The sequence below is a fragment of the Serratia sp. CC22-02 genome, assembly GCF_900182895.1.
GTDB classification, from domain to species: domain Bacteria; phylum Pseudomonadota; class Gammaproteobacteria; order Enterobacterales; family Enterobacteriaceae; genus Serratia; species Serratia nevei.
In genome coordinates, this window is sequence record NZ_FXUD01000002.1 from 746,222 (window position 1) to 772,365 (window position 26,144).

The window sequence follows — 26,144 nt, forward strand, 5'->3', positions numbered from 1 at the left end:
TTTGGCTGAATAAATTTACTATTTTAACTCGAGGGCGAAGTGTGAAAATGTTGCCAATTATCATGGCGGGCGGAAGCGGTAGTCGTCTTTGGCCTCTGTCCAGAGAACATTTCCCGAAGCAATTTCTAGCACTGCATGATCACCAGTCCATGTTGCAAATGACCATAGAGCGGCTGGGGGGATTAGAGGCCGGGAATCCTATTGTTATTTGTAATGAGAATCATCGCTTTATCGTAGCGGAACAGCTTCGTCAGATTGGACAACTATCCCACAATATCATATTGGAACCTATTGGCCGAAATACGGCGCCAGCCGTTGCCCTTGCTGCGCTCAGAGCCGTGAGTGACGGCAGCGATCCTTTGCTGCTGGTATTGGCTGCGGACCATGTCATCACGGATGCTGAAGAATTTCAACGGCAGGTTATCAGGGCGATGCCTTTCGCTGAGCAGGGCAAGTTGGTGACGTTTGGCATTGTTCCTCATGTACCCGAGACTGGTTATGGTTATATTCGCACCGGTAAACTGATGGATGATGGGGTACTGGCGCAGGTAGCTGAGTTTGTCGAGAAGCCCGATTTGCCAACGGCTGAGCAGTATGTTGCCTCGGGCGAATACTTGTGGAATAGCGGCATGTTCCTGTTTAAAGCCAGCACCTATCTTCGGGAGCTAACCCGTTTTTGTCCGGAAATCGTCACCTGTTGCGAAGCGTCTTTGCAAAATTTGGCGGAGGATATGGACTTTGTTCGGGTCGATCGTGAGATTTTCGCCACCTGCCTGGACATGTCGATTGACTATGCGGTGATGGAGCATACGCAAGATGCCGTTGTGGCACCCTTGGATGCTGGGTGGAGCGATGTTGGCTCATGGTCGGCATTATGGGACATCAGCGAGAAAGACGGCCTAGGTAATAGTATAAGTGGCGACGTCATTTGCAGGGATACCGCTAATAGCTATATTCGTTCCGAGCATAAGCTGGTGGCGACCGTAGGTGTTGAAAACCTCATCGTCGTTGAAACCAAGGACGCTATTCTGATCGCAAACAAAGATCGGGTTCAGGACGTGAAATCGGTCGTGGCAGATCTGAAGCTTCAGCAGCGCAGTGAGTATTTGCAGCACCGAGAAATCTATCGTCCGTGGGGGAAATATGACTCCATTGATGAAGGAGAACGCTATAAGGTGAAGAGAGTGACGGTAAAGCCAGGAGAAGGATTGTCGTTACAGATGCATCATCATCGTGCTGAACATTGGATTGTTGTTGCCGGAACGGCAAAAGTTACGCTTGATGGCCAAACGAGCATCGTTGCTGAAAATGAGTCTATTTACATTCCCCTCGGCGCTGCACATTCTTTAGAAAACCCTGGGAAGATTGCATTAGATATTATTGAAGTGAGATCCGGTGCCTATTTAGAGGAAGATGACATTGTTCGTCTCGAAGATCGTTATGGCCGTGTTTAGGGTATGTCATTTTTTTGATAAAACGAAATGAAACCAATGATTGCGTAACGGTATTGGAGTAATAATGACCAGCTCACTGACTTGTTTTAAAGCATATGATATTCGTGGAGAGTTAGGCAAGGAGTTAAACCCGGAAATTGCTTACCGAATAGGTCGCGCTTACGGAACCTTTCTTAAACCCGGGAAAGTCGTTGTGGGAGGCGATGTACGCCTAACGAGTGAAGAATTGAAAATGTCTCTGGCTAATGGATTGCGGGATGCCGGTACCGACGTTGTAGATATAGGCTTGAGTGGTACGGAAGAAATCTATTTCGCAACCTTCCATCTAGAGCTTGATGGCGGTATCGAGGTAACGGCGAGTCATAATCCGATTAACTATAATGGGATGAAGCTCGTAAAAGAAAATGCAAAACCTATTAGCGGTGACTCGGGGTTGAGAGAGATCCGGCGGCTGGCCGAGGAAAATCATTTCCCGGACGTTAAGCTGCGGGGGAGTTATGAGAAGATATCGGTTATTGACGCCTATGTTGACCATCTATTGAGTTACGTCAACTTCGCGAATTTAAAGCCCTTAACGCTGGTGGTGAACTCCGGAAATGGTGCTGCGGGTCATGTGATTGATGCGATTGAGCGTCGTTTCGCCGACCATAGCGTGCCGATTAAATTTGTTAAGATTCACCATGAGCCGAACGGTCATTTTCCTCATGGGATCCCCAATCCGTTACTGCCCGAGTGTCGTGCCGATACCGCCAAAGCCGTGATCGAACACGATGCGGACTTAGGTATTGCTTTCGATGGCGACTTTGACCGCTGCTTTTTGTTCGACAGCACCGGCAATTTTATTGAAGGCTATTATATCGTCGGTTTGCTGGCCGCCGCCTTCCTGACAAAAGAGCCGGGTGCCAAGATCATTCACGATCCACGGCTGTGCTGGAATACCATCGACGTTGTAACAGAACATCGGGGAACGCCAGTGATGTCCAAAACCGGCCATGCCTTCATCAAAGAGAGAATGCGTCAGGAAGATGCCGTGTATGGCGGCGAAATGAGTGCGCATCACTATTTCCGCGATTTCTCTTATTGCGACAGTGGGATGATCCCATGGTTGCTGGTGACCGAGTTGCTCTGTAAGACAGGACAATCTTTGTCTTCTCTGGTGGCCGAACGTATCACTGCGTACCCGGCTTCAGGGGAAATTAATGTGCGTTTAAACGATGCAAATACGGTGATTGAAAATATTTGTCAGATTTATCAACCAGGCTGTCTCGCCATCGATCGGACGGATGGTATCAGCATTGAGTTCGCCGACTGGCGATTTAATGTCAGGACCTCAAATACGGAGCCGGTGGTTAGGTTGAACGTTGAATCACGTGGGGACATCTCGTTGATGAAGGAAAAAACCAGCGAGTTACTGAAGTTATTGCAAGATTAGCCGGCTAAAATTTGGCCAGGCAAGCATGATTTAACGATAGGTAAGTCGGCGTCTTTGTGGCTTCTCGGCTCTTGCGGAATTATAGATAACGAAAGAGAAAATAGGGAATCGGTAATTGCATTGGATACTTAACGTTGCATTTTAGGGTGGTGGTTGCATGCGGGTGTATGCCTGAGCAACATGATAGGCAGCTAAAGCACAGCATGCACGGAACAACGTTAAATATATATCCTTAAAGCTAATTAAAAGAGCTATCTATGAACAGTGAAAATATAAAGTCAAAACCAGTGCTTGTTAAGTTCACACTGGCATTTTCAGATTTGTTTTTCTTTAATTTCTCCTTATTTTTGTCTGTGGCTGTTATTTCAGTTATCTCAAATGATATTTATGAGTACATTCCTAAGTCAGTGATGGGGACTTTTTTCTTTTCTCATTTTGTTTTGTCATTAGCCTGCGTATTCTGGTTTTTGGTCAGATTGCGTCATTATTCATACAGGAAGCCCTTCTGGTTTGAACTTAAGGAGATGCTAAGAACAATAATAATATTTGCTATTATCAGTCTGGCATTTGTCGGTTTCTCAAAATGGGAGCTGTCGCGCTATGTGTGGTTATTGACCTGGCTGTTTGCTTTGATTCTTATTCCTGCGTTCAGAATTATTACCAAACATGTTTTTAATGTGCTGGGTTTATGGAAAAAGCAAACCATCATTATAGGCAGTGGAAGAAATGCTGAGGAAGCCTATGTTGCGCTGCAAAGTGAAGAAATTCTTGGTTTTGATGTTGTGGCATTCTATTGCTTGTCACCTGAAGATGAAAGAGAAAGCCTGTTCGGAAAGAAACTGATAAAGTCTGAAGAAGAACTTTGGGACTTGGTCGATCCCGAGAATACACAGATTATTGTCGCCGTTGAGTTCGAGCAACACGCCCTGCGGGATTACTGGCTAAAAAGTTTTGCTAAGCACGCGTGCCGTTCGGTATCGGTCATTCCGACTTTGCGAGGGGTCCCGCTGTATGGAACAGACATGTCATTCATTTTCAGTCATGAAGTGATGATTCTGCGGGTCAATAACAATCTCGCAAAACTGACATCCAGATTTGTGAAGCGAGTTTTTGACATTTTTGGCTCCCTGGCCATTATGACAATATTATCGCCTGTGTTATTGGGGATTTTACTGATGGTGTCCAAAGATGGCGGAAAACCTATCTACGGGCACGAGCGAGTTGGTCTGAAAGGACGAAAATTTAAATGCTTGAAGTTCAGATCAATGGTGACGAACTCTAAGGAAGTGTTGGCTAATTTGCTGGCGACAGACAGTGAAGCGCTTGCCGAGTGGAATAAGGATTTTAAGCTTAAGAATGATCCGCGGATCACAAAAATTGGTGGTTTCATTCGTAAAACCAGTCTTGATGAATTACCGCAATTGTGGAATGTTTTACGAGGCGATATGAGTCTGGTCGGCCCTCGACCAATCATCGAAGAAGAGCTGGAAAGATATGCCGGCGATGTCGACTATTATCTGATGGCAAAACCTGGCATGACGGGGTTGTGGCAGGTTAGTGGGCGTAACGATGTCGATTATGATACCCGAGTGTATTTTGACTCATGGTATGTGAAGAATTGGTCGTTGTGGAACGATATTGTCATCCTTTTCAAAACGGTGAATGTTGTTCTAAGAAGAGATGGGGCATATTAATAAAGGTACTCACGCCGAGTTAACTTGGCGTGATGACTCGTCTTGTCATTTTTTGCTGTGGCAGGCAGGAATAATTGCGGATGGTATGAGTCGCAATCTATCTGTCATTTATTCTAAGGTGTTATATGGATCTATGTGTCATTATTGTTACTTATGGTGAACGAGCCCATTTTGTCAAGCAGGTCGTCGATTCTTGTGCGGGTGAAATGGTCAAAAAAATCGTTATTGTAGATAACGGTTCTGGTGAGGAGAATAAGCGTAGTTTATCTGCTATTGCTGAAGCATATCCACAAACCGTTATAATACTGACTATGGATAGCAATACGGGTTCCGCCGGGGGGTTCTATGCCGCAATGGAATGTGCTGCGAGCATTAACGGCGTGAACTTTATTCTGGCTTTAGATGACGATAACAAGATTGCATCCGAAGATATCAATAAATTGGCTTGCTACTGGCAAGATCATGTTAATAAACACGTTGAAGATAATACGGCGTTACTCGCTTTACGTGAAGATAGGCTGCATTATATGAAGTTTATTGAGACGAGAAATGATGACGTATTACTCGGTGCAAAAAATAGTTTCATGGGTTTTCATGTTGCTAATTATGTAAAAAAAATCATCGGCGTATCAAATAAGAAAAAAAACATTGCGGAGAAAATTGTTTCGCCGATAGCACCTTATGGTGGCATGTTTTTTCATAAGAGCCTGCTGAAAAAACATGGTCTCCCTAAAAAAGAGATGTATTTGTACTGCGATGATACAGAGTTCTCCTATAGAATTACTAAGGCCGGGGGGGAAATTATCATCATCCCTGACGCGAAAATTGTCGATCTGGATCAGTCATGGGATTCCGGCGCGCGAAAGAAACGTTTTAACTCTCCGGTGCTTGAGACGAAAGATGATTTTCGAGTGCGCTATAGCTTCCGGAATCGCGTTTATTTTGAAAGGAATTACTTAGTTACTAATAAATTAATCTACTTGATGAATATCATAATATACTTATCAGACTTGGCCGTGAAGGCCGTATGCCATGGCAAGTTAAAACGAGTCGGTCTGGTTGTACGCGCTATTCGCGACGGTTTCAGAATGTGATTAAAGTAACAGTTTAGTCTCGGTGGATTTACAGATTTCAGGCAGTTGAGATGTTATTTTATGGGGTATGCTTCTTTATTCTATGACACACATAACCGGTGAATCTGTTAGTTATCGTTGTGGGCTTATGGATCATATTCCAAGTTTATTCCTTTGAGGGTTTATATGATGGCGACCAACCCCAGCAAGAACCGCCTCTTTTTTGCTCGCAGGCGAATGACCATGGCTGCATTGATGTTGATGAGTTCCAGTCAGGTAATGGCGTTGGATGCCATAGGCATTCACAGCCATTTTAATCACTACCCAGATTCGAGTGATACCTATCTAGCCATGATTAAGCAGTTTGGGTTTAATTCATTCCGCTCGGATCTGGCATGGAACTCCATTGAATCCCAGAAAGGGGTGTTCTCGATTAATGATGCGGGTAACCAGAAAGAGGATCTGGCTTTTCAGACAGGTTTCTCTCAATATGGGCTCAGTGCCTTAATGGTGCTCGGTTATGGTAACAAGCTCTACAGCAATAATGCGATTGATTTCCCAAGAACGCCAGAGCAGATCGCAGCATTCGCAAACTACGCGGCTTGGGTCGCTGCGCGCTACAAAGGAAAGGTCAAGTATTTCGATATCTGGAATGAGTGGTTGTATGGAACAGGGCTGACGTCTAAACCCCGTAATGTGCCTCCCGCCCAGGTCTATTTCGACGTGGTGAAAGCGACATCGGCCGCTGTGCGTAAAGTTGATCCGAACGCGGTGATACTGGCAGGTTCCTTTAACACGAATAAGCCCAGGGACGTCGCTTGGTTTGAAGAGCTGATGAAGCTAGGGATTCTGAACTATATTGATGGCGTTTCAATTCATCCATATTCACTTAAGTTGCCCGAAGATAATTTAGCGACTATCGATAAATTCGAAGAGCTTGCCAAGCGTTATGCCGGTAAAGAAGTCCCTGTTTATATTACCGAGATGGGGCAATCCAGTTCGACAGCACCGGGGTATGTCTCCGATGACGCCACCGCGCAGTTTGTTGTCAAATATACATTCCTGGCAAAAGCGCGACCTTATATCAAAGGATTGTGGTGGTATGACCTGGTGGACGATGGCCCCGACGTCAAAAATCGCGAGCACCGCTTTGGTTTTGTCACGCAGAGCAATCAACCGAAGTCCATGGCGTTGCAATTCCAAAAAATCGCCGAAGTTGCTCGCGACTACAAGGTTGAACGCTACCAGACGAACACGGATGGCAATGTCAGCATATCATTGAGCCATGGCGGGAAATATGCTCTGCTCGCCTGGCAGCAAACACCCGTTCAGGCTCAGGCTCCTCAGCAGGATCTGCTCAAGTCAGTAAAGAGTTTTGTGAAGATGGAAGGCGATAAAAGCGAAGGGGCGATACGCATGATTGATCCGCATTTCCAAGGGCAGTCATTGTATGAAGAAAAGTCTGCCTTGACGAAAAATTACGGCAATGTGCCTGTATTGGTGCAATCCGATAAGCCTATTGCGGCGCCGCAATAAGTTATTCTTTGTCTCGTCGTAATAGATGAAAAGCCCTGTAAAAAGGGCTTTTTTTGTGCCTGAGCGATCGTCGTCAGCTTGCAGGACTGTGAAGATAGACAGCATATGAAGCAAGAAAAGGCCCGGAGTGAAATCCGGGCCTTTTTTGTTACTGGTGCGCGCCATTAGGCATAGTGCAGATCGCTAACCAGACTTGCATGACTTTGACCCGTCAGATAAATCACGGTGTCGCCAGCATCCAGAGAGTGGTTATTGTTGTTATCGATAATAACGTAGTTGCTGTTGGTGCCGTTATCAAAGGCAACGGAAGCAACACCTACTTTCGCAGTCAATGAGCCTGTACTCAAGCCGAGAATACCGCCCAGCAAGCCGACGACCCCGCCGGTCAACGAGCCCAGCAAGCTACCCAATACGCCGTCGAGGATATCCGCCGAACGGGTACCGTAGTCCGCAACCGCTGTCCCTGTGTTCGACAGGGTCAGGCCTGACAGATGGTCGATGATCTTGTCTTTGGCGGTATTGAAGTCGGTAATGGTGTTACCTGCTTGCGAGGTACTGGATTGCAGCATGTAAGTGTTGGCGCCGGCGCCGCCGGTCAACGTGGTGTTTGCGGCAACGTTCAGCGTATCGCCGGCGCTGGATCCTTCAACGGTCATCTGATAACCGTTCAATCCCAACGTGTTGAGCACCGGTGTCAACAGCGATGTCGTCAAGGCGCTCAACGGCAGGATATTCAGCAATTGAACGATGAGGCCGTCACCCGTACCGCCGTTGCTGGTCGTCAGATTCAAACCGCCACTGTTGCCGGAGGCGTTGATGTCATGGATAAAGGTGAAGCCTGAACCTACGGTTAAGTCTAACTGGTGGTCGCCGGTCACGTTGATGTTGGTTAACACACTGTTGCTACCGGCCAATGACAGCACGTTCGCAAAGCTACCGGTACCGCCGGAAGCGATATTGAGTGCCGTCAGCGCGCTGCCGGTCAGGCCGATGGCACCAGCATTGACGTTAGATGAGCTGACGGCGTCAAAGTTGATACCAAACTGCGTTGCGGCGTTAACGAAGCTGAAGTTCAGCGTTGTCGACGCAGTCGCATCACCATTCACTTCCAATGCGGCTGCGGCACCGCCTGCGGCGTTGATGACGCTGGCGTTCGTCAGGCCATTCAGGACAAATCCCTGCGAACCCATATTGGTCGGCGTGGTTGCCTGGGTGACGGTGCCCCCGGCTGTACCTTCTACTGTTGCAGTGCCGTTTAGCAGACCGAAGTCAAAAACGTGGGACGGCGTGGTAACCGGTGTAGTGGTCGGGCTGCCGATCAGTGGCGTGGTGATCAGCGTACCGGTGGACTGGCCGATATAGCCGGTCAGATCGATTTTTTCAAAGTTGCTGAAGTTGTTGGCGTTGCTGCTGATCGTACTGGTGCGAATACCCAAGGCGTTTTGGTTGGTCACTACCGACTTAGTAAAGAAGTTAGCGGAAATGCTGTCCGTGCCGGCACCGCCATCCGCTTTGATCGCGGCGGATACGGTATTCGGACTGTTGGCTGCGGCATTACCTGCCCATTTCAGCGCATCGTTGCCGGCACCCAGGTTGAAATTGGCCGTTCCGGTTGCGATGTTGGCTGTTGATGTGACGTTAACCACGTCGTTACCGGAGCTGGCGTTCAGGATTACATTACCGTTATTGACAGATACCGCAACGCCTGGGTTGACGCCGTTGGCGGAAAGATTAACGGTAGACGCCGCCGTGCCGTTGATCGTCAGGTTGGACAGATGATCGGCGAACTGCAGGTTAACCGTGCTGGCGGTGCTAGCATTCAGGATAACGTTGAGCAAAACAGCGGTTTCGGCATTGCTCAGCACATGGCTGCTGCCGGTGTTGATGGTGCCAGTGGCGTTACCGCCGGCGGCGGTGCTGGACAACGTGGCGTTAGTTTTATACAGCAGGCTGGTGCCGATAGCGTCTTCAAATGCGTGTTGTGCGCTGACGGTCGCGTTATCCGTAGCGGTAGAACTACGCAGATCATTGATGATCGCTTGCGCAATGGCGGTATTGTTGCCCAATGCGGTGTAGGTCGCCAGCTGAGTTGGTGTCGGTGCTGACCCCCACACATCCGTGAATACCTTGGTCACGAAGGCAGAACCGCTTAGCGCCGCGCCTTTGGCCTGGAACTCATTAGTAGCTAGCAGGGTGGTCAACAATTTACTGAACGTCGTGCCTGAGGCCAGCTGTTTACTGAAGGTGTCCAGCGCCTGCGAGTCGATGCCGCGATTCGGCACGGCAAGGTAAATCGACGCCACTTGTTCCTGGAAGCTCAAACCCGGCAATTGGCCTGGACTGTATACCTGGGTCGCGAGGTTGAATTGCTGTTGCGCGGCCAGATCGCCACTGGCGACGGTGCCCTTAATCAGGTTGATAATATCAACGATGACGGTGCCTCGGGTTGCACCACCATCCAACAGCGCCACATAGGTTGAAGATTCACTGGAAGTTGGCGCACGCAGGAAGGCGCTTTCAAACAGACGTGCGACAAAGTCTGTATTGTTCAATGAGGTCAGATAAGCGCGATCGTTAACAAATACCTGGGCTACGTTGGCAAGGTTTGCCCCGTTGGCCATTTGAGTGCCCCAGTAGTTAATACCTGACTGGGCTGCATCGACACCAATAACATAGTAAATGGCTTCAACCGCAGAGGCGCCAGCCGCTGCGGAGGATTGGGCGACTGGGTAAAGCACGGTGTTAATCGTGTTCTCGAAAGTGGCTTGCTGAGCAAGAGTCGTTGCATCAAACCCTTGGTAATTAAGTAGATTAGTCACCAGTTGGGACACAGCCGTTGTGGTTGACCCCACATTCAACAGATCTGTCAGCTGTGCGCTGGTCGGCGCTGTACCAAAAATGTTGGTGTAAATCTGCGTCAGGATCTCCGCTTGCGTTTTGGTAGCAAAGCGTGCCTGTCCATCGCTACCGGTCAGGAATACGTTGACCAGCTGCGCAGCGGTGGCCTGCCCGGTCTGCAAATACTGGCCGAAGTAATCATAGGTGGATTGAGACGCATTCTTACCCAAGACAGCGTAGTAGAGTGCCGCTGCCGCTTGCTGTGACGCTAGAGAAGCCATAATAAATTACCCCTTGGATAAATCAATTTAAGGAACAAATGTCCGGCCAGCATTGGGCTAACTATTTCCTTTATAAGGAATGTTTAGCGTCAAGCTGAAAGTTATTCTTTGCAAGAAAACAGAAAATAAAATCGAGAGGCAATGACGCGTGCAATAACGCGATCCTTTACTCTCTACCTAAGGAAAGGTGCGGAAGCCTATTTTGTCAAGGCTGTGGTCAACTTTTTGGGTTGAGGGGTGGTAACTATTTGTAATGGTTATAGGATTATTATTACTATATAAAAAATATAGTTTTTTTTCTTTTAATTAATAAAAAGTTTATCTGTTTCCATCTGGATTGTTTCATTTGAAATTATTGCATTTTGTTTGTTAGCTGCCTAATGATTTCCATTGGGCATCAATCACGGTGTTTATTTTAGGCCAAAACCGCAAGAATCGTGGGATTGGCATAGCTTATCCCATTGATTTTATATGCTGTTAATTCTTTTCCCCGGCGCCGGTTTTTTTTCCGTTTCGCCTTGCGGGATTTCAACTTGTCTAACTATAGTTAGTAAAAAAAGTATCTGCATTCTCGGGCATTTTTGGGGTGGTTTGGATATAAGATATTTCTTATGCAAATCAATGCGGGTGGGTAGTTGGTGCAGGTGAGGTTAAGGGATAGAAAGTGAATCAATTCATACCGCGCAATGAAATTGCGGATGTTATACGGACGCGCAGCAAAGTCTTTTGGACCGTTGGTATATTCACCGCATTTATAAATCTATTAATGCTTGTTCCTTCTGTCTATATGTTACAGGTTTACGATCGGGTTCTTCCCTCTCGTAACGAAATAACCTTGCTGATGTTAACGCTGATTATGCTGGGCCTGTTTGGCGTGATGGCGTTATTGGAGTATGTTCGCAGCATGGTGGTTATCCGCATCGGCAGCCAATTAGATATGCGTCTCAATACGCGCGTTTATACTGCTGCCTATGAGGCTAACTTGCAAAATGGTTCATCAGACGCCGGTCAGATGCTGGGCGATTTGACCACCGTAAGGCAATTTCTTACCGGTAGCGCGCTGTTCGCCTTTTTCGACGCTCCGTGGTTCCCCATCTATTTGTTGGTCATCTTCCTCTTTAACCCTTGGTTGGGCCTCTTTGCGCTCATTGGTTCGTTGCTGTTGATCGCGCTGGCCGTCGTCAATGAAATCGTCTCCAAAAAACCATTGGGCGAGGCCAGCAAGCTGTCCATCATGTCGGGCAATCTGGCGAGTACCAATCTGCGCAATGCGGAGGTGATCGAAGCGCTGGGCATGTTGCCTAATTTGAAACGCCGCTGGTTTGGGCTGCACCAACGCTTCCTTAACAGCCAACGCGTAGCCAGCGAACGTGCGACTACCGTCACGTCCATCACCAAATTTGTCCGTCTTTCCTTGCAGTCGCTGGTTCTCGGATTGGGGGGATGGCTGGCCATTGATGGGCACATCACGCCGGGTATGATGATCGCCGGTTCTATCTTGATGGGCAGAACGCTGGCGCCGATTGAACAGGTGATCAATATCTGGAAAAGTTGGAGCTCGGCCAAACTGTCTTATCAACGCCTGGTCAAGCTGCTGGAGATGCATCCGCAGCGGGGGACCGGGATGTCGCTGCCGCGGCCTGAAGGGATCGTGTCCGTAGAAGGCGTTACCGCTACACCTCCTGGCTCGAAGGGAGACTCGGTGCTGCACAATGTCAGTTTTGCGATTCAGCCTGGCGACGTGCTCGGCATCATTGGTCCCAGCGCCTCAGGCAAGTCGACGTTGGCACGCCTGTTAGTCGGGATCTGGCCGGTGAGCGAAGGCATCGTGCGCCTGGATAACGCGGACATTTATCAGTGGAACAAGGATGATCTTGGGCCATATATCGGGTATCTACCGCAGGATATCGAACTGTTCGCCGGCACGATCGCCGAGAACATCTCGCGGTTTAACGATGTCGACTCCGAAAAAGTCATTGAAGCCGCCAAATTGGCGGGGGTGCATGAGCTGATCTTGCGTTTCCCGAACGGCTATGACTCGCTTATCGGCAACGGCGGGGCCGGATTGTCCGGTGGGCAAAAACAACGGATAGGCCTGGCGCGCGCCCTGTATGGCGATCCGTCGCTGATCGTCCTGGATGAACCGAACTCGAATTTGGATGATGCCGGCGAAAGGGCGCTGAACCAGGCGATTCTGTTCCTCAAGCAACGTAATAAAACCGTCATCTTGATTACGCATCGTACAAACCTGCTGTCGATGACCAGTAAGCTGTTGCTGCTGACAAACGGCGTAGTCAATGCTTTCGGGCCGACTCAACAGGTATTGCAGGCATTGACTAACGCACAAAAGACGCAGGCTAGCCAGCAAGCGGCTCGTGCGGTGAATGCGCCGGCGGATGAAGGCCCTTTCCCTAAAACTCAAACCAATTAGTTCTGAACTTGGCCGGTGGCGCAAATGCGTCGCCCGCACTGAAAGGAGTAGGTATGTCTACGCATGTTGGCGAGTCTCAGGACCCGTATGTTGAAGAGATCCCGCAAGATGAGCGGCGATTTACGCGTTTGGGATGGTTGGTGGTTGGCATAGGGCTGTTTGGTTTCTTTATCTGGGCTGCATTCGCACCGCTGGATAAAGGGGTGGCATCGCCCGGTTCAGTGATCGTTTCCGGCAACCGTAAAACGGTTCAGGCTCCGGCTGGTGGGATCATCAAAAGCATACTGGTGAAGGAAGGGGATCGGGTTAAAGCCGGTGAAATGCTGGTGCAACTCAGTCAGGTTCAGGCCCAGGCGCAGGTCGATTCTTTTCGCGTCCAGTATTACACCACATTGGCCACCGAAGGTCGGCTTCTGGCTGAACGCGATGGCGCAAGCCAGATCACCTTTTCCCCGGAACTGCTGAAGGCGAAAGAACAGCCGCGAGTAGCGGAAATCATCGCGTTGCAAACACAGCTGTTTTCATCCCGCCGCCTCGGTTTAAACAGTGAAATCGATGGGTATAAGCAATCGATGGACGGCGTGCGCTTTCAATTGAAAGGGCTGCAGGACTCCCAGGCGAACAAAAGTATTCAATTGTCCACCCTGCGCGAGCAGATGAACGGAATGAAACAGTTGGCCGCAGACGGGTATATTCCGCGCAATCGTTATTTGGAGGTGCAAAGGCAGTTTGCTGAAGTGAATGGTAGCATCGATGAAACGCAAGGGCGCATCGGCCAATTGCAAAAGCAATTGCTTGAATCGCGGCAGCGTATCGATCAGCGGTTTGCCGATTATCAGCGTGAGGTTCGCACGCAGCTGGCGCAGACGCAAATGGACGCCAACGAGTTCAGGAACAAGTTGGAAATGGCCAATTTCGATCTGGGTAACACGGCGATCGTTTCTCCGGTTGACGGCACCGTGGTTGGGCTGAATGTTTTCACTCTGGGGGGCGTGGTGGGGGCCGGCGATCATTTGATGGATATCGTGCCGAGCCAGGCGACTCTGGTGGTGGATTCACGTCTCAAGGTCGATTTGGTCGACAAGGTGTATGACGGCTTACCGGTTGATTTAATGTTTACCGCCTTCAATCAGAATAGGACACCGAAGATCCCGGGAACGGTGACGTTAATATCGGCAGACCGCCTAGTGGATAAAACGAATGGCGAACCCTACTACCAGATGCAAGTGACCGTTACCCCTGAAGGCATGAAAATGTTAAATGGCGATGATATCAAAGCCGGCATGCCCGTTGAGGTTTTCGTGAAAACGGGGTCTCGCTCGCTGTTAAGTTATCTGTTTAAACCTATTTTGGATCGCGCCCATACTTCATTAACAGAGGAATAATTTTGATTCGATTTAAACGACAGGTTGCTGGCCTTACTATCAGTACCCTATTGTTTGCGATATCTGCGCCAGTTTATTCCATAGGGATTTTAGACGCATATTCGCTGGCACTTGACAAGGATCCGACCTTTAGGGCGGCATTTAAAGAGAAAGAGGCGGGAGACGAGAGCAAAAATATCGGTATGGCAGGTTTATTGCCGAAGGTGGCATTAAACTATCAAAATTCACCGAAAAACTGGCAAACGGTAAAGTATCCGCAGAGCAACATATTTACCGGCGAGACTATCGAGGCGACGAACAGCCAGAAATACCGCAGCTACTCAAGTTCGGTCTCTGTGACGCAGCCGCTATTTGACTACGAGGCCTATGCTCGTTACAAGGCGGGGGTGGCGCAAACGCTGATGTCAGACGAGCGTTACCGTGCCAAGTTTATGGATTTGGCGGTGCGGGTCGTGACCGCCTATGTAGAAGTCGCTTACGCAAAAGATCAGATCTCTCTCGCGCAAGCGCAGAAGGCCGCTTATGCCACGCAGTTAAGCCAAAACAGCGAGCTGTTGCGGGCGGGTGAGGGGACGATTACCGATGTCTCCGAAACACAGGCGAGGTATAGCCTGGCAGAGGCACAAGAAATAGAGGCTCAGGATGCCCTGGACTCTGCCAAACGCGATTTGGAAGTCATCATCGGGGCTCCGCTTGAGCAGTACGGTTCGCTTCAGTTGCTTAAGCCGGGCAAATTCCAGGTTGCCCCATTGATCCCTTCGAAGTTTGAAGAGTGGCAAAAGATTGCCCTGGAGAATAACCCGGAGTTAGCTGCATCCCGCCACAGCGTAGATGCGGCAAAATATGAGGTCGAGAGAAATCGGGCCGGTTTTATGCCTCAGGTGCAGCTTTACGCTTCTCATTCTGAAAATGACTCCAGCAGCGATAACACCGTTAACCAAAAATACCGTACTGACAGTATAGGGGTACAGGTCAGCATGTCGCTTTATTCCGGCGGGGGCGTAGCAGCTTCTACTCGCCAGGCTGCAGCGCGTTACGGCCAGGCGATGTATGAAATGGATGCCCAGGTCGGGGACAAGCTGAACGATCTGCGTAAGCAATTCAATCTTTGTCTGAGCAGCCGCGCAAAGTTGGCCGCCTATGAGCTGGCGGTGCAATCCGCGACGAAACAGGTTGAAGCGACTAAAAAAAGCGTCGTTTTGGGGCAGCGGGTCAACGTCGATGTGCTGAATGCGGAGCAGCAACTGTACTCGGCTCGCCGCGATCTGGCATCGGCAAAATACATCTATATTAAATCTTGGATCACATTGTTGAGCGATTCCGGTACCTTGGATAAGAGCGATATTAATCGTGTCGCGCAATACTTTGAGTATGCTCGTTAGTGAGACCTCCCGGCGGCCTAACCCGCCGGGCAGGAGAGTAGGGCTTTTCTGAAAGCGCGCCAGAAGACTGCTTTTTCAAGCGGCTATGCGTTATGTTACTTCCATCCATTCCCACTCTCTGAGCTATCTGAAATGAATTCGGCGCATTCTCATATACGCGTCTTCGGTGTGCGGCAAGGGAGCGTAGGCGATTGAATCAATTTTTGAGGGGTTTATGAAAATTATTGTTACCGGTGGCGCCGGCTTTATTGGTTCCGCAGTTACCCGACATATTATCAATAAAACGATGGATCAGGTACTGGTGCTGGATAGCCTGACTTATGCAGGTAATCTTGAGTCCCTAAAACCGGTAGCGGGCTCTGACCGTTTCAGCTTTGAACCGGTGGATATTTGTAACCGCAGCGAATTGGACCGCGTGTTTGCTGATTTTAAACCGGATGCGGTGATGCATTTGGCCGCAGAGAGCCATGTGGATCGCTCTATCGATGGCCCGACGGCTTTCATCGAGACCAACATCGTAGGCACCTACACATTGCTTGAAGCTGCCCGGCAATACTGGCATACCTTACCGGAAACAGCGAAAAAGGCATTTCGGTTCCATCATATCTCTACTGACGAAGTGTATGGCGATCTGTACGGCACCGAGGATTTGTTCACTGAAACTACGCCTTACGGGCCAAGCAGCCCTTACTCTGCATCGAAAGCCGCCAGCGATCACCTGGTGCGTGCCTGGTTACGAACCTATGGTTTACCGACCCTCGTCACCAATTGTTCCAACAATTATGGACCGTACCATTTTCCCGAAAAACTCATCCCTTTGACGATCCTGAATGCGTTAGAAGGTAAGCCATTGCCGGTATATGGCGACGGCGCACAAATTCGCGATTGGCTGCATGTCGAGGATCATGCTCGCGCCCTATACAAGGTTGTGACGGAGGGCGAAGTAGGCGAAACCTATAATATCGGTGGCCATAATGAGCGCAAGAATATCGAGGTTGTGCAGACGATTTGTCGGTTGTTGGATGAGCTGGCGCCGATCAAGCCGGCAGGACTGAATAACTACTCAGAGTTGATAACCTTCGTGACCGACCGACCCGGCCATGACATGCGCTATGCCATTGATGCGACGAAAATAGACCGCGAGTTGGGTTGGAAACCCCAAGAGACCTTCGATAGCGGGATTCGCAAAACGGTTGAATGGTATCTGGCGAATGAAATCTGGTGGAGCCGTGTCAAAGACGGCTCATACGCCGGTGAACGCCTTGGGCTGACTCAATAATTTAAGGAACGGCTATGAAAGGTATTATTCTTGCAGGCGGTTCAGGCACTCGCCTTTACCCCATCACCCGCGGCGTGTCGAAACAGCTATTACCTATTTATGATAAACCAATGATTTATTATCCGATCTCGGTGCTGATGCTCGCCGGGATTCGCGATATTCTGATCATCTCCACCCCGGAGGATCTGCCTTCGTTCCGGCGCCTGTTGGGCGATGGGCAGCGTTTTGGTATCAAACTCAGCTATGCGGTACAGCCGAGTCCGGATGGATTGGCGCAGGCCTTTTTGATTGGCGAAGAGTTCATTAACGGCGAGCGCTGTGCGTTGGTCCTGGGCGATAATATTTACTTTGGTCAGAGTTTCGGCAAAAAGTTGGAAAGCGTTGCTGCACAGGAGGAAGGCGCGACGGTATTCGGCTACCAAGTGATGGATCCTGAGCGTTTCGGGGTGGTGGAGTTTGATCAGAACTTTAGGGCGTTATCGCTGGAAGAAAAACCACCGGTGCCAAAATCGAACTGGGCCGTTACCGGGCTCTATTTCTACGACCGCCATGTTGTTGAATTGGCTAAGCAGGTAAAACCTTCGGCCCGCGGCGAATTGGAAATCACCACGCTGAATCAAATGTATCTGGAACGCGGGGCATTGAACGTTGAAATCCTGGGGCGCGGTTTTGCTTGGCTGGATACCGGCACGCACGATAGCCTGATTGAAGCCGCCCAGTTCATCCATACTATCGAGCATCGTCAAGGCTTTAAAGTCGCCTGTCTGGAAGAGATCGCCTACAGAAAGGGGTGGCTCAGTACAGAACAGGTGGCGCAAGAGGCAAAATTATTGAGTAAGACCCAATACGGTCAATACTTAGCGCAACTGTTGGTGGAGAAGTAAAATGCAAGTGAGCGATACCCGAATTCATGGCGTCAAAATCGTCCAGCCTAAAGTGTTTGGCGATGCACGCGGTTTCTTTTTGGAAACGTTCGAAAAGAAACGTTACCAAGAGGCGCTGGATATAGAGTTCGAGTTTGTCCAGGACAACCATTCGCGCTCTTCAAGAGGAGTGCTGCGTGGCTTGCATTTTCAAACGGTAAACCCTCAGGGAAAGCTGGTGCGCGTCGTTCGCGGTGAAGTGTTTGATGTCGTCGTTGATATTCGTAAAGACTCGCCTAGCTACGGTGCCTGGGAGGGCGTCGTGCTTTCCGAAGAGAACAAGACTCAATTCTGGATCCCGCCAGGTTTGGCACATGGCTTCGTCGTGCTCTCGGATATCGCTGATTTTGAATATAAATGTACGGATTATTACAATGCCGCGCATGAAGGATGCCTGCTGTGGAACGATCCTGATGTCGGTATTGAGTGGCCTCTCGACAATCCACTGTTATCTGAAAAAGATAAACAGGGCAATTTTTTCAAAGCGTTGAAGTAAATTAATCGAGAAGATTGACGTTGAGAAGTGGGTCTTACAGGGTTGATCATATTTTTAATAACCACCGTAAGTTATTCTACGGAACTGGCATACATAATAGAGAGAAAGTATGACAATTTTAGTTACCGGTGGCGCCGGTTACATTGGTTCTCACACCGTTTTATCTCTGCTGGAACGTGGCGAAGACGTGGTGGTGTTGGACAATCTGTCGAACTCATCTGCAGAGTCTTTGCACCGCGTGGAGAAACTGGCGGGAAAGGCCGCGCTGTTCTATCAGGGAGACGTGCAGGATGCCGAATGCCTGCATCGCATCTTTGGCGCGCATGAGATCACTGCTGTCATCCACTTCGCTGGCCTTAAGGCCGTCGGGGAGTCGACGCGCAAACCGCTGGAGTATTATCAGAACAATGTCACCGGCACGTTGGTACTGTTGGATGCTATGCGTCAGGCCGGCGTACATGATTTCATTTTCAGCTCCTCTGCTACCGTATATGGGGCCAATTCGCCGGTGCCCTATGTCGAGACGACACCGATCGGCGGGACAACCAGCCCTTATGGCACATCCAAGTTGATGGTGGAACTGATCCTGCAGGATTTTGCCAAAGCAGAACCGCAATTCTCGATCATTGCTTTGCGTTACTTCAATCCGGTAGGGGCTCACGAATCCGGCCTGATTGGCGAAGATCCTAATGGTATTCCCAATAATTTGTTGCCGTACATCTCGCAGGTGGCGATCGGCAAACTGGAAAAACTGGGCATTTTCGGTGGGGATTATCCGACTAAAGATGGGACGGGAGAGCGTGATTACATCCATGTAATGGATCTGGCTGAAGGTCATCTGAAGGCAATGGATCATCTGCCGAAGCTCAACGGATTTAAGGCCTATAACCTGGGCGCTGGCATAGGGCACTCAGTGTTAGCAATGGTTCATGCATTTGAGAAAGCATCAGGCGTAACAATTCCCTATCAAATCTTGCCGCGCCGCGACGGTGATCTACCCGCGTTCTGGGCGGATGCAGAGCTGGCTTATCGAGAGCTGGGATGGAAAGTGACCCGGGGTCTCGATGACATGATGCGCGATACCTGGAACTGGCAAAGTAAAAATCCGCATGGCTATCGCTAATCTTTACTGAGATATCTTGATAGTGACAACTAGTTATGGGGGGGGAATTAGGGACGGGACGAGAAGCAATGAGGGCATAAAGATTTTTTTGCCCTCATGTCAAATTTGGCCTAACCTAAATATGCCCTCATGTTAAGGTGGGGCACTAAAATTGGATTTCTCTCTATATAACCAGCAAGTTATAAAGTGAGGCTGGCGTTATTTTTTAAGCCAATTTCTATTTACTATTTATTCCCATGAGCTCTTTGCTTTATGAGCCTAATTTTAGGCTCGGGCATTCGGTAGGTTGATTATGCAATCCGACGCGGGAGTGAATGACTACTCGATAACCCGTTGTTATCTAAAAAGACACCCTGGGTAAGTTTTACAGAGCGATAAAATAAGCGATATCAGAACGCCGGGCAGGTCAGCGGCTTGCCTTCCGGTTCGAATAAGATGAAACGTTGGCAGCCACTAAGTTTTAGGGCGTGAGTGTCGGGGCTTGTGAAGTAAAGATCTAAGTGAGATGCCACAGTGATGTCCGATGTGTTGAGCAAAGACCGTTGTCATGCTCGACGAACCCCCTGTTGGCATACCTGGTTAACCCATTCAGTATTTCTGCAAGATGTAAGCCACTTTCTGAGTTCGACGTGCTGAAACGTTCACGAGATTTTCAACGGTCGAACAATCAGCAAATTCCTAGATTATATGAATATTTCTTAAACAATCACTTTAAGGTAATGGCGAGAAGGCAGATAATCTGAGGGTCTTTTCGGATAGATGGTGATATCATATGGGCCGAGTTTTTTTGCAGAATGTGCTTTGGTTATCGCGCTTTATGTCGGGTCAAAAAGTGTGGTTTAGCATCTGTTAAGCTAGCCTTGTTTAAGCTGCAAAGATAAATCGCGAGACGGTACGGTCAGCTATTGGTTGCTGTAAGCCAAGGGCGGTAGCATTTCATAATGAAAGTGGTCTTTGTAACTACTTGATATTACTTAATATTTATTCTCTTCATCAATGTGGTTTGTGACCCTTTCAGGGCTCTAACAAGCAGTCCGCTGTCTCTGACGGCAGCATACGCGTTGTCAACGTGTTACAGGTTTAGCATCGCAATAACCTGATCGACAAGCGGGGCACTTCGGTGGTCCATTCAAGCTGTGGTTAATGTTAAGATATTTTAATGATAGATTTATGTCTAGTGAGCTATTGGATTAGTAAAAATGAATGTTATTTCGAGTAAAATTGCAGGTGTCAAAACAATCCTCCCAAAAGTATTCGGCGATGCACGGGGATTCTTTTTAGAAACATTCGAGAAAAAACGTTACCAAGAGATGCTCGATATTGACCTGGATTTTGTTCAGGATAATCATTCACGCTCTTCGAAAGGGGTGTTACGAGGCCTACATTTCCAGACGCGGAACCCACAGGGAAAACTGGTCCGTGTCGTGCGCGGCGAGGTTTTTGACGTCGCTGTCGACATTCGTCCCGACTCGCCGACATTTGGTCAGTGGGAAGGTGTCATCCTGTCTGAAGAAAACAAAACTCAGTTTTGGGTACCGCCTGGCTTGGCGCACGGTTTTGTCGTTCTGTCAGATATCGCCGATTTTGAATACAAATGTACGGACTATTACGATCCTTCTTCAGAAGGTTGTCTGCTTTGGAATGATCCGACTGTGGGTATCGAATGGCCTCTTGAGGCGCCCCTGCTGTCAGATAAAGATAAAGTGGGAAAATTCCTAATGGATCTTCAGCAGAGCAAATAATACTTTATTGCGTCGTGATTCGCGGCAATATCAATGTCACAGTGAGCAAATTTATCAGGTCATGATGATGAAAATTTTGATAGTGGGTAGTGCGGGGCAGGTGGGTAAAGAACTGGTTCTGCGAGCGCCAAAAACGTGGGAGGTTTTAGCACTTGATCGTCAAGCGCTTGACATCACTTGCATGGAGCAGGTAGAAAAAGTCGTTAATTCATTTTCCCCCCACGTGATTATCAATGCCGCTGCCTATACTGCCGTTGATCGTGCAGAGATGGATAGCGATCAGGCCTACATGATAAATCGTGACGGTGTTGCGAATCTGGCCCGTGCTTCTCAAGCATGTAATTCAAAGTTGTTACATATATCAACGGATTACGTTTTCCAGGGGGAGCAGCAAGCTGCCTATTGCGAACGGGATGAAACGGGGCCTACAGGTGTTTATGGTGCCAGTAAGCTTGCCGGCGAAATTGCGGCCGCAGCGGCCTGCCCGCAACATATCATTTTGCGAACTGCCTGGGTATTTGGTACACATGGTGGCAATTTCGTGAAGACGATGATTCGTCTTGCACAGGATAGAACGGAACTCAACGTAGTTGGCGATCAATTTGGTGGGCCAACCTATGCGGGCGATATTGCGGAAGCTTTATTGCTCATCGCCGGGAAAGTTTGCGATAAAAGCTTCGCTGATTGGGGGGTCTACCACTTTACTGGAACCCCTTATATCAATTGGGCGGGATTTGCTGACCAAATCATGCAACGGGCGCATGCGCGCGGCCTCACTCCTCATCTGACTAAAATCAACCCGATCCCAAGCAGTGATTATCCAACACCTGCCAAAAGGCCAGCCAACTCCATGCTCAACTGCAAAAAAATCCACGAAGTCTTTGGCATCGCACCAAGCGATTGGCAGACAGCATTAAATGACATAGTCAGTTATGCTGCGAAGGGATGAGATAATGCCTGAGTGGCGAAGCGTTACAGATAGAAAAATTAAATAGGTTTTTTGATGCAAAATTCGTTTAGCTCATCACCGCGGGAGATTGCAGCGACTTTCTTCCGGCACCATAAACTAATTTTTAACTTGACGAAACGAGAAGTTACTGGGCGCTATAAGGGGTCTCTGTTTGGCATCTTATGGTCTTTTTTCAACCCTATCTTCATGCTCGTCGTCTATACATTCGTTTTTAGCTTTATATTTAATGCACGCTGGAGTGTAGAAAGTACATCAAAAGCTGAGTTTGCGTTAGTTTTGTTCGCTGGACTTATTGTGTTTAACTTTTTCAGTGAATGTGCGATTAAAGCACCAGGAACAATATTATCTAATGTCAACTATGTTAAGAAGGTAATATTTCCGCTAGAGATATTACCGATCGTCAATGCAACCTCCGCATTATTTCATGCTTGCATCAGCATTATCGTATGGCTGATTTTTTATCTGATAGAGGTTGGTTTACCACACGCCACGGTATTGTTATTCCCAATATTTATTCTCCCCTTATTCATTTTTGTGCTCGGTGTCGGTTGGTTACTGTCTGCGTTAGGTGTTTTTTTGCGGGATGTCGGGCAAATGATCTCTATTTTCGTGACTGCTTTGATGTTTTTATCTCCTATATTCTATCCAATAACTGCAATCCCAGAGAAATATAGACCGCTCTTGAATATTAACCCACTGGCCCCAGCGATTTCTCAGTTTAGAGAAATTTTTTATTGGGGTACAGTTCCTTCACTGAGCGTGTACGTTAGCTATCTTGTTGGTTGTACAGTATTCGCATGGTTTGGGTTCGTTGTTTTCCAAAAAACAAGAAAGGGATTTGCTGATGTCCTCTGATAACGTTGCCATAAGCATTCAGGACATAAAAAAATGTTTTTATGTCTACAATAACCCTCATGACAGACTGAAACAGTTCATTTTGCCAAGAATAAATCATATGTTCGGGCGTGAACAGAGTAGCTACTACAAAGAATTTTGGGCATTGAAAGGTGTCACCTTTGAGGTTAACAAAGGGGAAACCGTTGGTTTGATTGGTAAAAATGGCAGCGGAAAGTCGACATTACTACAAATCATTTGCGGTACCTTGACGCCGACTAGCGGTGCAATAAGTACGAAAGGGCGTATTGCCGCTCTATTGGAACTCGGTTCTGGCTTTAACCCGGAGTTTACCGGGCTAGAGAATATTTTCCTCAATGCGGCGATCTTGGGCCTTAGCAAAGAAGAAACCGAGCGTAAGTTAGATGCAATCGCTGCCTTTGCGGATATCGGTGAGTTTATCCATCAGCCAGTAAAAACCTATTCCAGCGGAATGGTAGTGCGATTAGCCTTCGCTGTTCAGGCTCAGGTGGATCCAGATATCTTGATTGTCGATGAGGCATTGGCTGTGGGGGATGCCAAGTTTCAGGCAAAATGTTTTGATCGTCTACGCCAGTTAAAAGATAACGGAACCAGCATTCTTTTGGTGACGCATTCTGGTGAACAAATCGTCACTCACTGCGATCGCGCTGTGTTATTGAACTCCGGTGAAAAACTGTATCAGGGAACGCCGAAGATTGCAGTCAATAAATACATGGATATTCTTTTTGGCAAGAGTCAGCCAACTGCTCAGAATGGAGTAATAACTTCCTCTGCTGGAAGCTCGGTTGAAACTCACGCGGTTACGAGTGAAACGCTTAATTTAGAATGCGACAAGTTCAGCGATAAAAGCAATTATAATAAGAATGAGTATCGTTGGGGAGACGGCGCAGCGACTTGGCTTGATTACCAGGTTTGTGTTGGAGAACGATTGAATCCAACGACAATTTACTCCGCTGAAAAAGTAAAGATTAGATGCTCGATGCGTTTTGAACGGGATGTTCATAATCCTATTATTGGTTTTGCCATTAAGACGAAAGAAGGTCAAACTGTTTATAATACTAACTCCCATCTTTTGAATAATGAGAACACCTTAAAACATGGGGCTGCGGGGAGCTCTTCCGTCGTTGAATTCGAATTTTCAAATAAGTTAGGTGCAGGGGATTATTTTATTTCTCTCGGCATTGCTTCAATGATGAGTAACGAGGTCATTCCGCATGATCGAAGATATGATGTCATTCACTTTTTGGTGCCCACCGTTGATTCTTTTTCGGGTATCGCAGATTTAGAGTTGAATTTTGACATTAACCCACCTTCCGGTAGATAACTATGCTTTTAGATAAAAATATTTATGCTTTTCGTGAAAACACGGGCATTTGGGCAAAGCCAGATTATGCGGGTATCCCCTATAGTGATGGGGATACGCAGGAAAATTTGTTATTGAGCATTATTCAAAATACTCAAGATCGAAGTGTATCTTCCGCTGAGCTCAAAGCTCAATGCACAGATTGGGTAACGACCTACCATTTTTCTAGCTTGCGTTCAAATTTGTTACGGCCACTAAAATCTATCCTGCAGCCTGGTACTAAGATTTTGGAAGTCGGTGCAGGGTGCGGAGCCATCACGCGGTTTTTAGGCGAAATGGGATGCGAGGTAGTCGCATTAGAGGGAAGCTTGCGACGCGCCGCGATCGCCAGAACCAGGACTGAAGGCCTGGACAATGTTACCGTAGTCAGCGAAAGATTTGATGATTTCGAGAGTGATGTGCTCTTTGATGTGATCACTTTGATTGGCGTGCTCGAATATTCTAACCTATTCAGTCAAGGTGAAGATAGTGCAGTGAGCATGCTTGAAAAAATTAAAAAGCGCCTTAAACCAGGCGGAAAGTTGATCATTGCAATTGAGAATCAGCTTGGCTTGAAATATTTCTCCGGCGCGCGAGAAGATCACCTGGGTCAGGCGATGTATGGTATCGAAGGGCGCTATACGAAAGAACAGGCAGAAACTTTTGGGCACCACATCCTGAAGCAGAAGCTCGTAAGCATTGGTTTGCAGGCGATAGAAACGTTGCTGCCGTTCCCTGATTATAAACTGCCTGTTTCCGTTGTGACGTCTAACGGTGCTAGTGATCCCAATTTCGATGCATCCGTTTTTGCTGCGCAATCTGTACGTGCTGATATGCAATTGCCGGAGAAGTTAAACTTTGTGCTCGAGCTGGCTTGGCCAATTGTTTTCAAAAACAATTTAGCTTGCGAACTCAGCAACTCTTTCTTGCTGGTGGCAAGTGATGAGTCGAGTGAACTTATCGATAAGGACTTGCTTGCTATTCATTATGGCAGCGAACGCTACTCGCCGTTTTATAAAGAAACAGTATTCAGCAAAGATGAGAATGAGGAAATTAAGGTTAAACGCCATTTGCTGAGCCCCGGAGTGGCGATTGAAAATGATTTTGTTGATTTTAAATTAGATGGGTTTGAAAAATATATTAAAGGCGTTCCTCTACCCATAGAGTTCATCAAGATTGTGACGACGCCTGGGTGGGATATTGAGCAAGTTGCCGGCTATTTTCGCTATTACATCGAATGTCTGGAAGTGTGTTTAAAAGGCGAAGGAATACATTTTGAAGAGTTTAGCCAGCACACTGTTCTACCGTCGACTTATTTGGATGCGATTCCTTCAAATATATTGATAGATGCCGAGAGGCAGCCACGCTACTTTGAACGAGAGTGGTTGGCGAAAAAAGGGATTACGCTGGGTAATCTGACATTCAGAGCGGCGTTATCATTGCTCGGAAAAATATCCTCTTTCTCGCCGCCGGGCAATGGACGTTCATTAACTCGTGGAGAGTTTATTAAGCAACTCTTCGAGGCTTTGTCATTCTCTGCCGATAGTTCACTCTTTGAGCAATATCTGGTTCTTGAAACAGAGTTGCAGGTTTTCTCATCGGGATCGGATAAACATAAGCTTGATACCTGGTATCCTGAGCATGTGTTGCCTGGCTTACATGCATTGGAGCAAGCTGAAAGCCAGGAGGCTGAGCGCGTTGAAACCGAATCTGCATTGGAAGAACAGCGCCGAGCCTACGGCGACTTGTTGAAAGCCAAAGATTATGCCGAGAAATTGGCATTTGAACGTATGCACGAGATAGAAACGTTAAAACTAGAATTAAATAATATTAAGCCTGGCATCTTTTGGCGGATCTCAAGACTATTCAGAGGCAAGAGGAATTGAT

Annotated in this window: 18 protein-coding genes; 17 read left to right on the plus strand and 1 reads right to left on the minus strand. The window is 47.9% G+C overall.

What is annotated here, in order from left to right; translation table 11 throughout:
- Positions 1-47 precede the first annotated feature (47 nt).
- The 5 genes from QOL81_RS10465 (at position 48) to QOL81_RS10485 (ending at position 7,189) form a co-directional block, all read left to right on the plus strand.
- On the plus strand, positions 48-1,454 hold the full coding sequence (locus QOL81_RS10465; protein WP_060421465.1) for a mannose-1-phosphate guanylyltransferase/mannose-6-phosphate isomerase: 1,407 nt from the start codon (positions 48-50) through the stop codon (positions 1,452-1,454).
- A gap of 64 nt (positions 1,455-1,518) precedes the next feature.
- Complete coding sequence (gene cpsG / locus QOL81_RS10470; protein ID WP_060421468.1) at positions 1,519-2,886, plus strand: phosphomannomutase CpsG; 1,368 nt, start codon at positions 1,519-1,521, stop codon at positions 2,884-2,886.
- A gap of 257 nt (positions 2,887-3,143) precedes the next feature.
- Positions 3,144-4,580, plus strand: coding sequence for an undecaprenyl-phosphate galactose phosphotransferase WbaP (gene wbaP / locus QOL81_RS10475; RefSeq protein ID WP_283439810.1), 1,437 nt, complete (start codon positions 3,144-3,146; stop codon positions 4,578-4,580).
- 125 nt (positions 4,581-4,705) lie between these two features.
- Positions 4,706-5,674 (plus strand): glycosyltransferase, encoded by a 969-nt coding sequence (locus QOL81_RS10480; protein WP_169318190.1) that lies wholly within the window; start codon positions 4,706-4,708, stop codon positions 5,672-5,674.
- 165 nt (positions 5,675-5,839) lie between these two features.
- Positions 5,840-7,189 carry a cellulase family glycosylhydrolase gene (locus tag QOL81_RS10485; RefSeq protein ID WP_060421478.1) on the plus strand — a complete coding sequence of 450 codons (1,350 nt, stop codon included), beginning with the start codon at positions 5,840-5,842 and terminating at the stop codon, positions 7,187-7,189.
- Between the two features lie 164 nt (positions 7,190-7,353).
- Here the strand turns inward: QOL81_RS10485 and QOL81_RS10490 are convergent, their stop codons facing one another.
- The gene (locus tag QOL81_RS10490; protein ID WP_060421481.1) at positions 7,354-10,308 is read right to left on the minus strand and encodes a beta strand repeat-containing protein; all 2,955 of its coding nucleotides are present in this window, start codon (positions 10,306-10,308) and stop codon (positions 7,354-7,356) included.
- Positions 10,309-10,972: 664 nt separating this feature from the next.
- Here QOL81_RS10490 and QOL81_RS10495 point away from each other — a divergent pair.
- From QOL81_RS10495 to QOL81_RS10550, 12 genes are all read left to right on the plus strand, one after another.
- Positions 10,973-12,739, plus strand: a complete 1,767-nt coding sequence (locus QOL81_RS10495; RefSeq protein ID WP_283439811.1) for a type I secretion system permease/ATPase — start codon at positions 10,973-10,975, stop codon at positions 12,737-12,739.
- A 53-nt stretch (positions 12,740-12,792) separates the two neighbouring features.
- Positions 12,793-14,124: an HlyD family type I secretion periplasmic adaptor subunit gene (locus tag QOL81_RS10500; RefSeq protein ID WP_060421487.1), complete on the plus strand. Its 1,332-nt coding sequence runs from the start codon at positions 12,793-12,795 to the stop codon at positions 14,122-14,124.
- Between the two features lie 2 nt (positions 14,125-14,126).
- On the plus strand, positions 14,127-15,506 hold the full coding sequence (locus QOL81_RS10505; RefSeq protein WP_283439812.1) for a TolC family outer membrane protein: 1,380 nt from the start codon (positions 14,127-14,129) through the stop codon (positions 15,504-15,506).
- 214 nt (positions 15,507-15,720) lie between these two features.
- Positions 15,721-16,785: a dTDP-glucose 4,6-dehydratase gene (gene rfbB / locus QOL81_RS10510; RefSeq protein ID WP_060421493.1), complete on the plus strand. Its 1,065-nt coding sequence runs from the start codon at positions 15,721-15,723 to the stop codon at positions 16,783-16,785.
- A gap of 14 nt (positions 16,786-16,799) precedes the next feature.
- On the plus strand, positions 16,800-17,669 hold the full coding sequence (gene rfbA, locus QOL81_RS10515) for a glucose-1-phosphate thymidylyltransferase RfbA (RefSeq protein WP_060421496.1): 870 nt from the start codon (positions 16,800-16,802) through the stop codon (positions 17,667-17,669).
- A gap of 1 nt (position 17,670) precedes the next feature.
- Entirely contained in the window at positions 17,671-18,204 is a 534-nt protein-coding gene (rfbC, locus tag QOL81_RS10520; RefSeq protein ID WP_060421499.1) for a dTDP-4-dehydrorhamnose 3,5-epimerase, read from the plus strand.
- A 109-nt stretch (positions 18,205-18,313) separates the two neighbouring features.
- Positions 18,314-19,327, plus strand: coding sequence for a UDP-glucose 4-epimerase GalE (gene galE, locus QOL81_RS10525; protein ID WP_060421503.1), 1,014 nt, complete (start codon positions 18,314-18,316; stop codon positions 19,325-19,327).
- A gap of 1,199 nt (positions 19,328-20,526) precedes the next feature.
- Positions 20,527-21,069 carry a dTDP-4-dehydrorhamnose 3,5-epimerase gene (gene rfbC, locus QOL81_RS10530; protein WP_060421505.1) on the plus strand — a complete coding sequence of 181 codons (543 nt, stop codon included), beginning with the start codon at positions 20,527-20,529 and terminating at the stop codon, positions 21,067-21,069.
- A gap of 61 nt (positions 21,070-21,130) precedes the next feature.
- Complete coding sequence (gene rfbD, locus QOL81_RS10535) at positions 21,131-22,018, plus strand: dTDP-4-dehydrorhamnose reductase (protein WP_230200975.1); 888 nt, start codon at positions 21,131-21,133, stop codon at positions 22,016-22,018.
- A 54-nt stretch (positions 22,019-22,072) separates the two neighbouring features.
- Positions 22,073-22,894, plus strand: a complete 822-nt coding sequence (locus QOL81_RS10540) for an ABC transporter permease (protein ID WP_072265451.1) — start codon at positions 22,073-22,075, stop codon at positions 22,892-22,894.
- Entirely contained in the window at positions 22,884-24,239 is a 1,356-nt protein-coding gene (locus QOL81_RS10545; RefSeq protein WP_070913989.1) for an ABC transporter ATP-binding protein, read from the plus strand. The genes QOL81_RS10540 and QOL81_RS10545 overlap by 11 nt, the downstream gene beginning before the upstream one ends.
- 2 nt (positions 24,240-24,241) lie before the next feature.
- The gene (locus QOL81_RS10550) at positions 24,242-26,143 is read left to right on the plus strand and encodes a class I SAM-dependent methyltransferase (RefSeq protein ID WP_169318191.1); all 1,902 of its coding nucleotides are present in this window, start codon (positions 24,242-24,244) and stop codon (positions 26,141-26,143) included.
- Position 26,144 lies beyond the last annotated feature (1 nt).

Bases quoted from the DNA above. Each gene is read 5' to 3' on its own strand.
- QOL81_RS10480 (WP_169318190.1), top strand. From the start codon at position 4,706: ATGGATCTATGTGTCATTATTGTTACTTATGGTGAACGAGCCCATTTT.
- QOL81_RS10465 (WP_060421465.1), top strand. From the start codon at position 48: ATGTTGCCAATTATCATGGCGGGCGGAAGCGGTAGTCGTCTTTGGCCT.
- QOL81_RS10490 (WP_060421481.1), bottom strand. From the start codon at position 10,308: ATGGCTTCTCTAGCGTCACAGCAAGCGGCAGCGGCACTCTACTACGCT.
- cpsG (WP_060421468.1), top strand. From the start codon at position 1,519: ATGACCAGCTCACTGACTTGTTTTAAAGCATATGATATTCGTGGAGAG.
- rfbA (WP_060421496.1), top strand. From the start codon at position 16,800: ATGAAAGGTATTATTCTTGCAGGCGGTTCAGGCACTCGCCTTTACCCC.
- QOL81_RS10540 (WP_072265451.1), top strand. From the start codon at position 22,073: ATGCAAAATTCGTTTAGCTCATCACCGCGGGAGATTGCAGCGACTTTC.
- rfbC (WP_060421499.1), top strand. From the start codon at position 17,671: ATGCAAGTGAGCGATACCCGAATTCATGGCGTCAAAATCGTCCAGCCT.
- QOL81_RS10500 (WP_060421487.1), top strand. From the start codon at position 12,793: ATGTCTACGCATGTTGGCGAGTCTCAGGACCCGTATGTTGAAGAGATC.
- rfbC (WP_060421505.1), top strand. From the start codon at position 20,527: ATGAATGTTATTTCGAGTAAAATTGCAGGTGTCAAAACAATCCTCCCA.
- galE (WP_060421503.1), top strand. From the start codon at position 18,314: ATGACAATTTTAGTTACCGGTGGCGCCGGTTACATTGGTTCTCACACC.
- QOL81_RS10545 (WP_070913989.1), top strand. From the start codon at position 22,884: ATGTCCTCTGATAACGTTGCCATAAGCATTCAGGACATAAAAAAATGT.
- QOL81_RS10550 (WP_169318191.1), top strand. From the start codon at position 24,242: ATGCTTTTAGATAAAAATATTTATGCTTTTCGTGAAAACACGGGCATT.
- rfbD (WP_230200975.1), top strand. From the start codon at position 21,131: ATGATGATGAAAATTTTGATAGTGGGTAGTGCGGGGCAGGTGGGTAAA.
- QOL81_RS10485 (WP_060421478.1), top strand. From the start codon at position 5,840: ATGATGGCGACCAACCCCAGCAAGAACCGCCTCTTTTTTGCTCGCAGG.
- rfbB (WP_060421493.1), top strand. From the start codon at position 15,721: ATGAAAATTATTGTTACCGGTGGCGCCGGCTTTATTGGTTCCGCAGTT.
- wbaP (WP_283439810.1), top strand. From the start codon at position 3,144: ATGAACAGTGAAAATATAAAGTCAAAACCAGTGCTTGTTAAGTTCACA.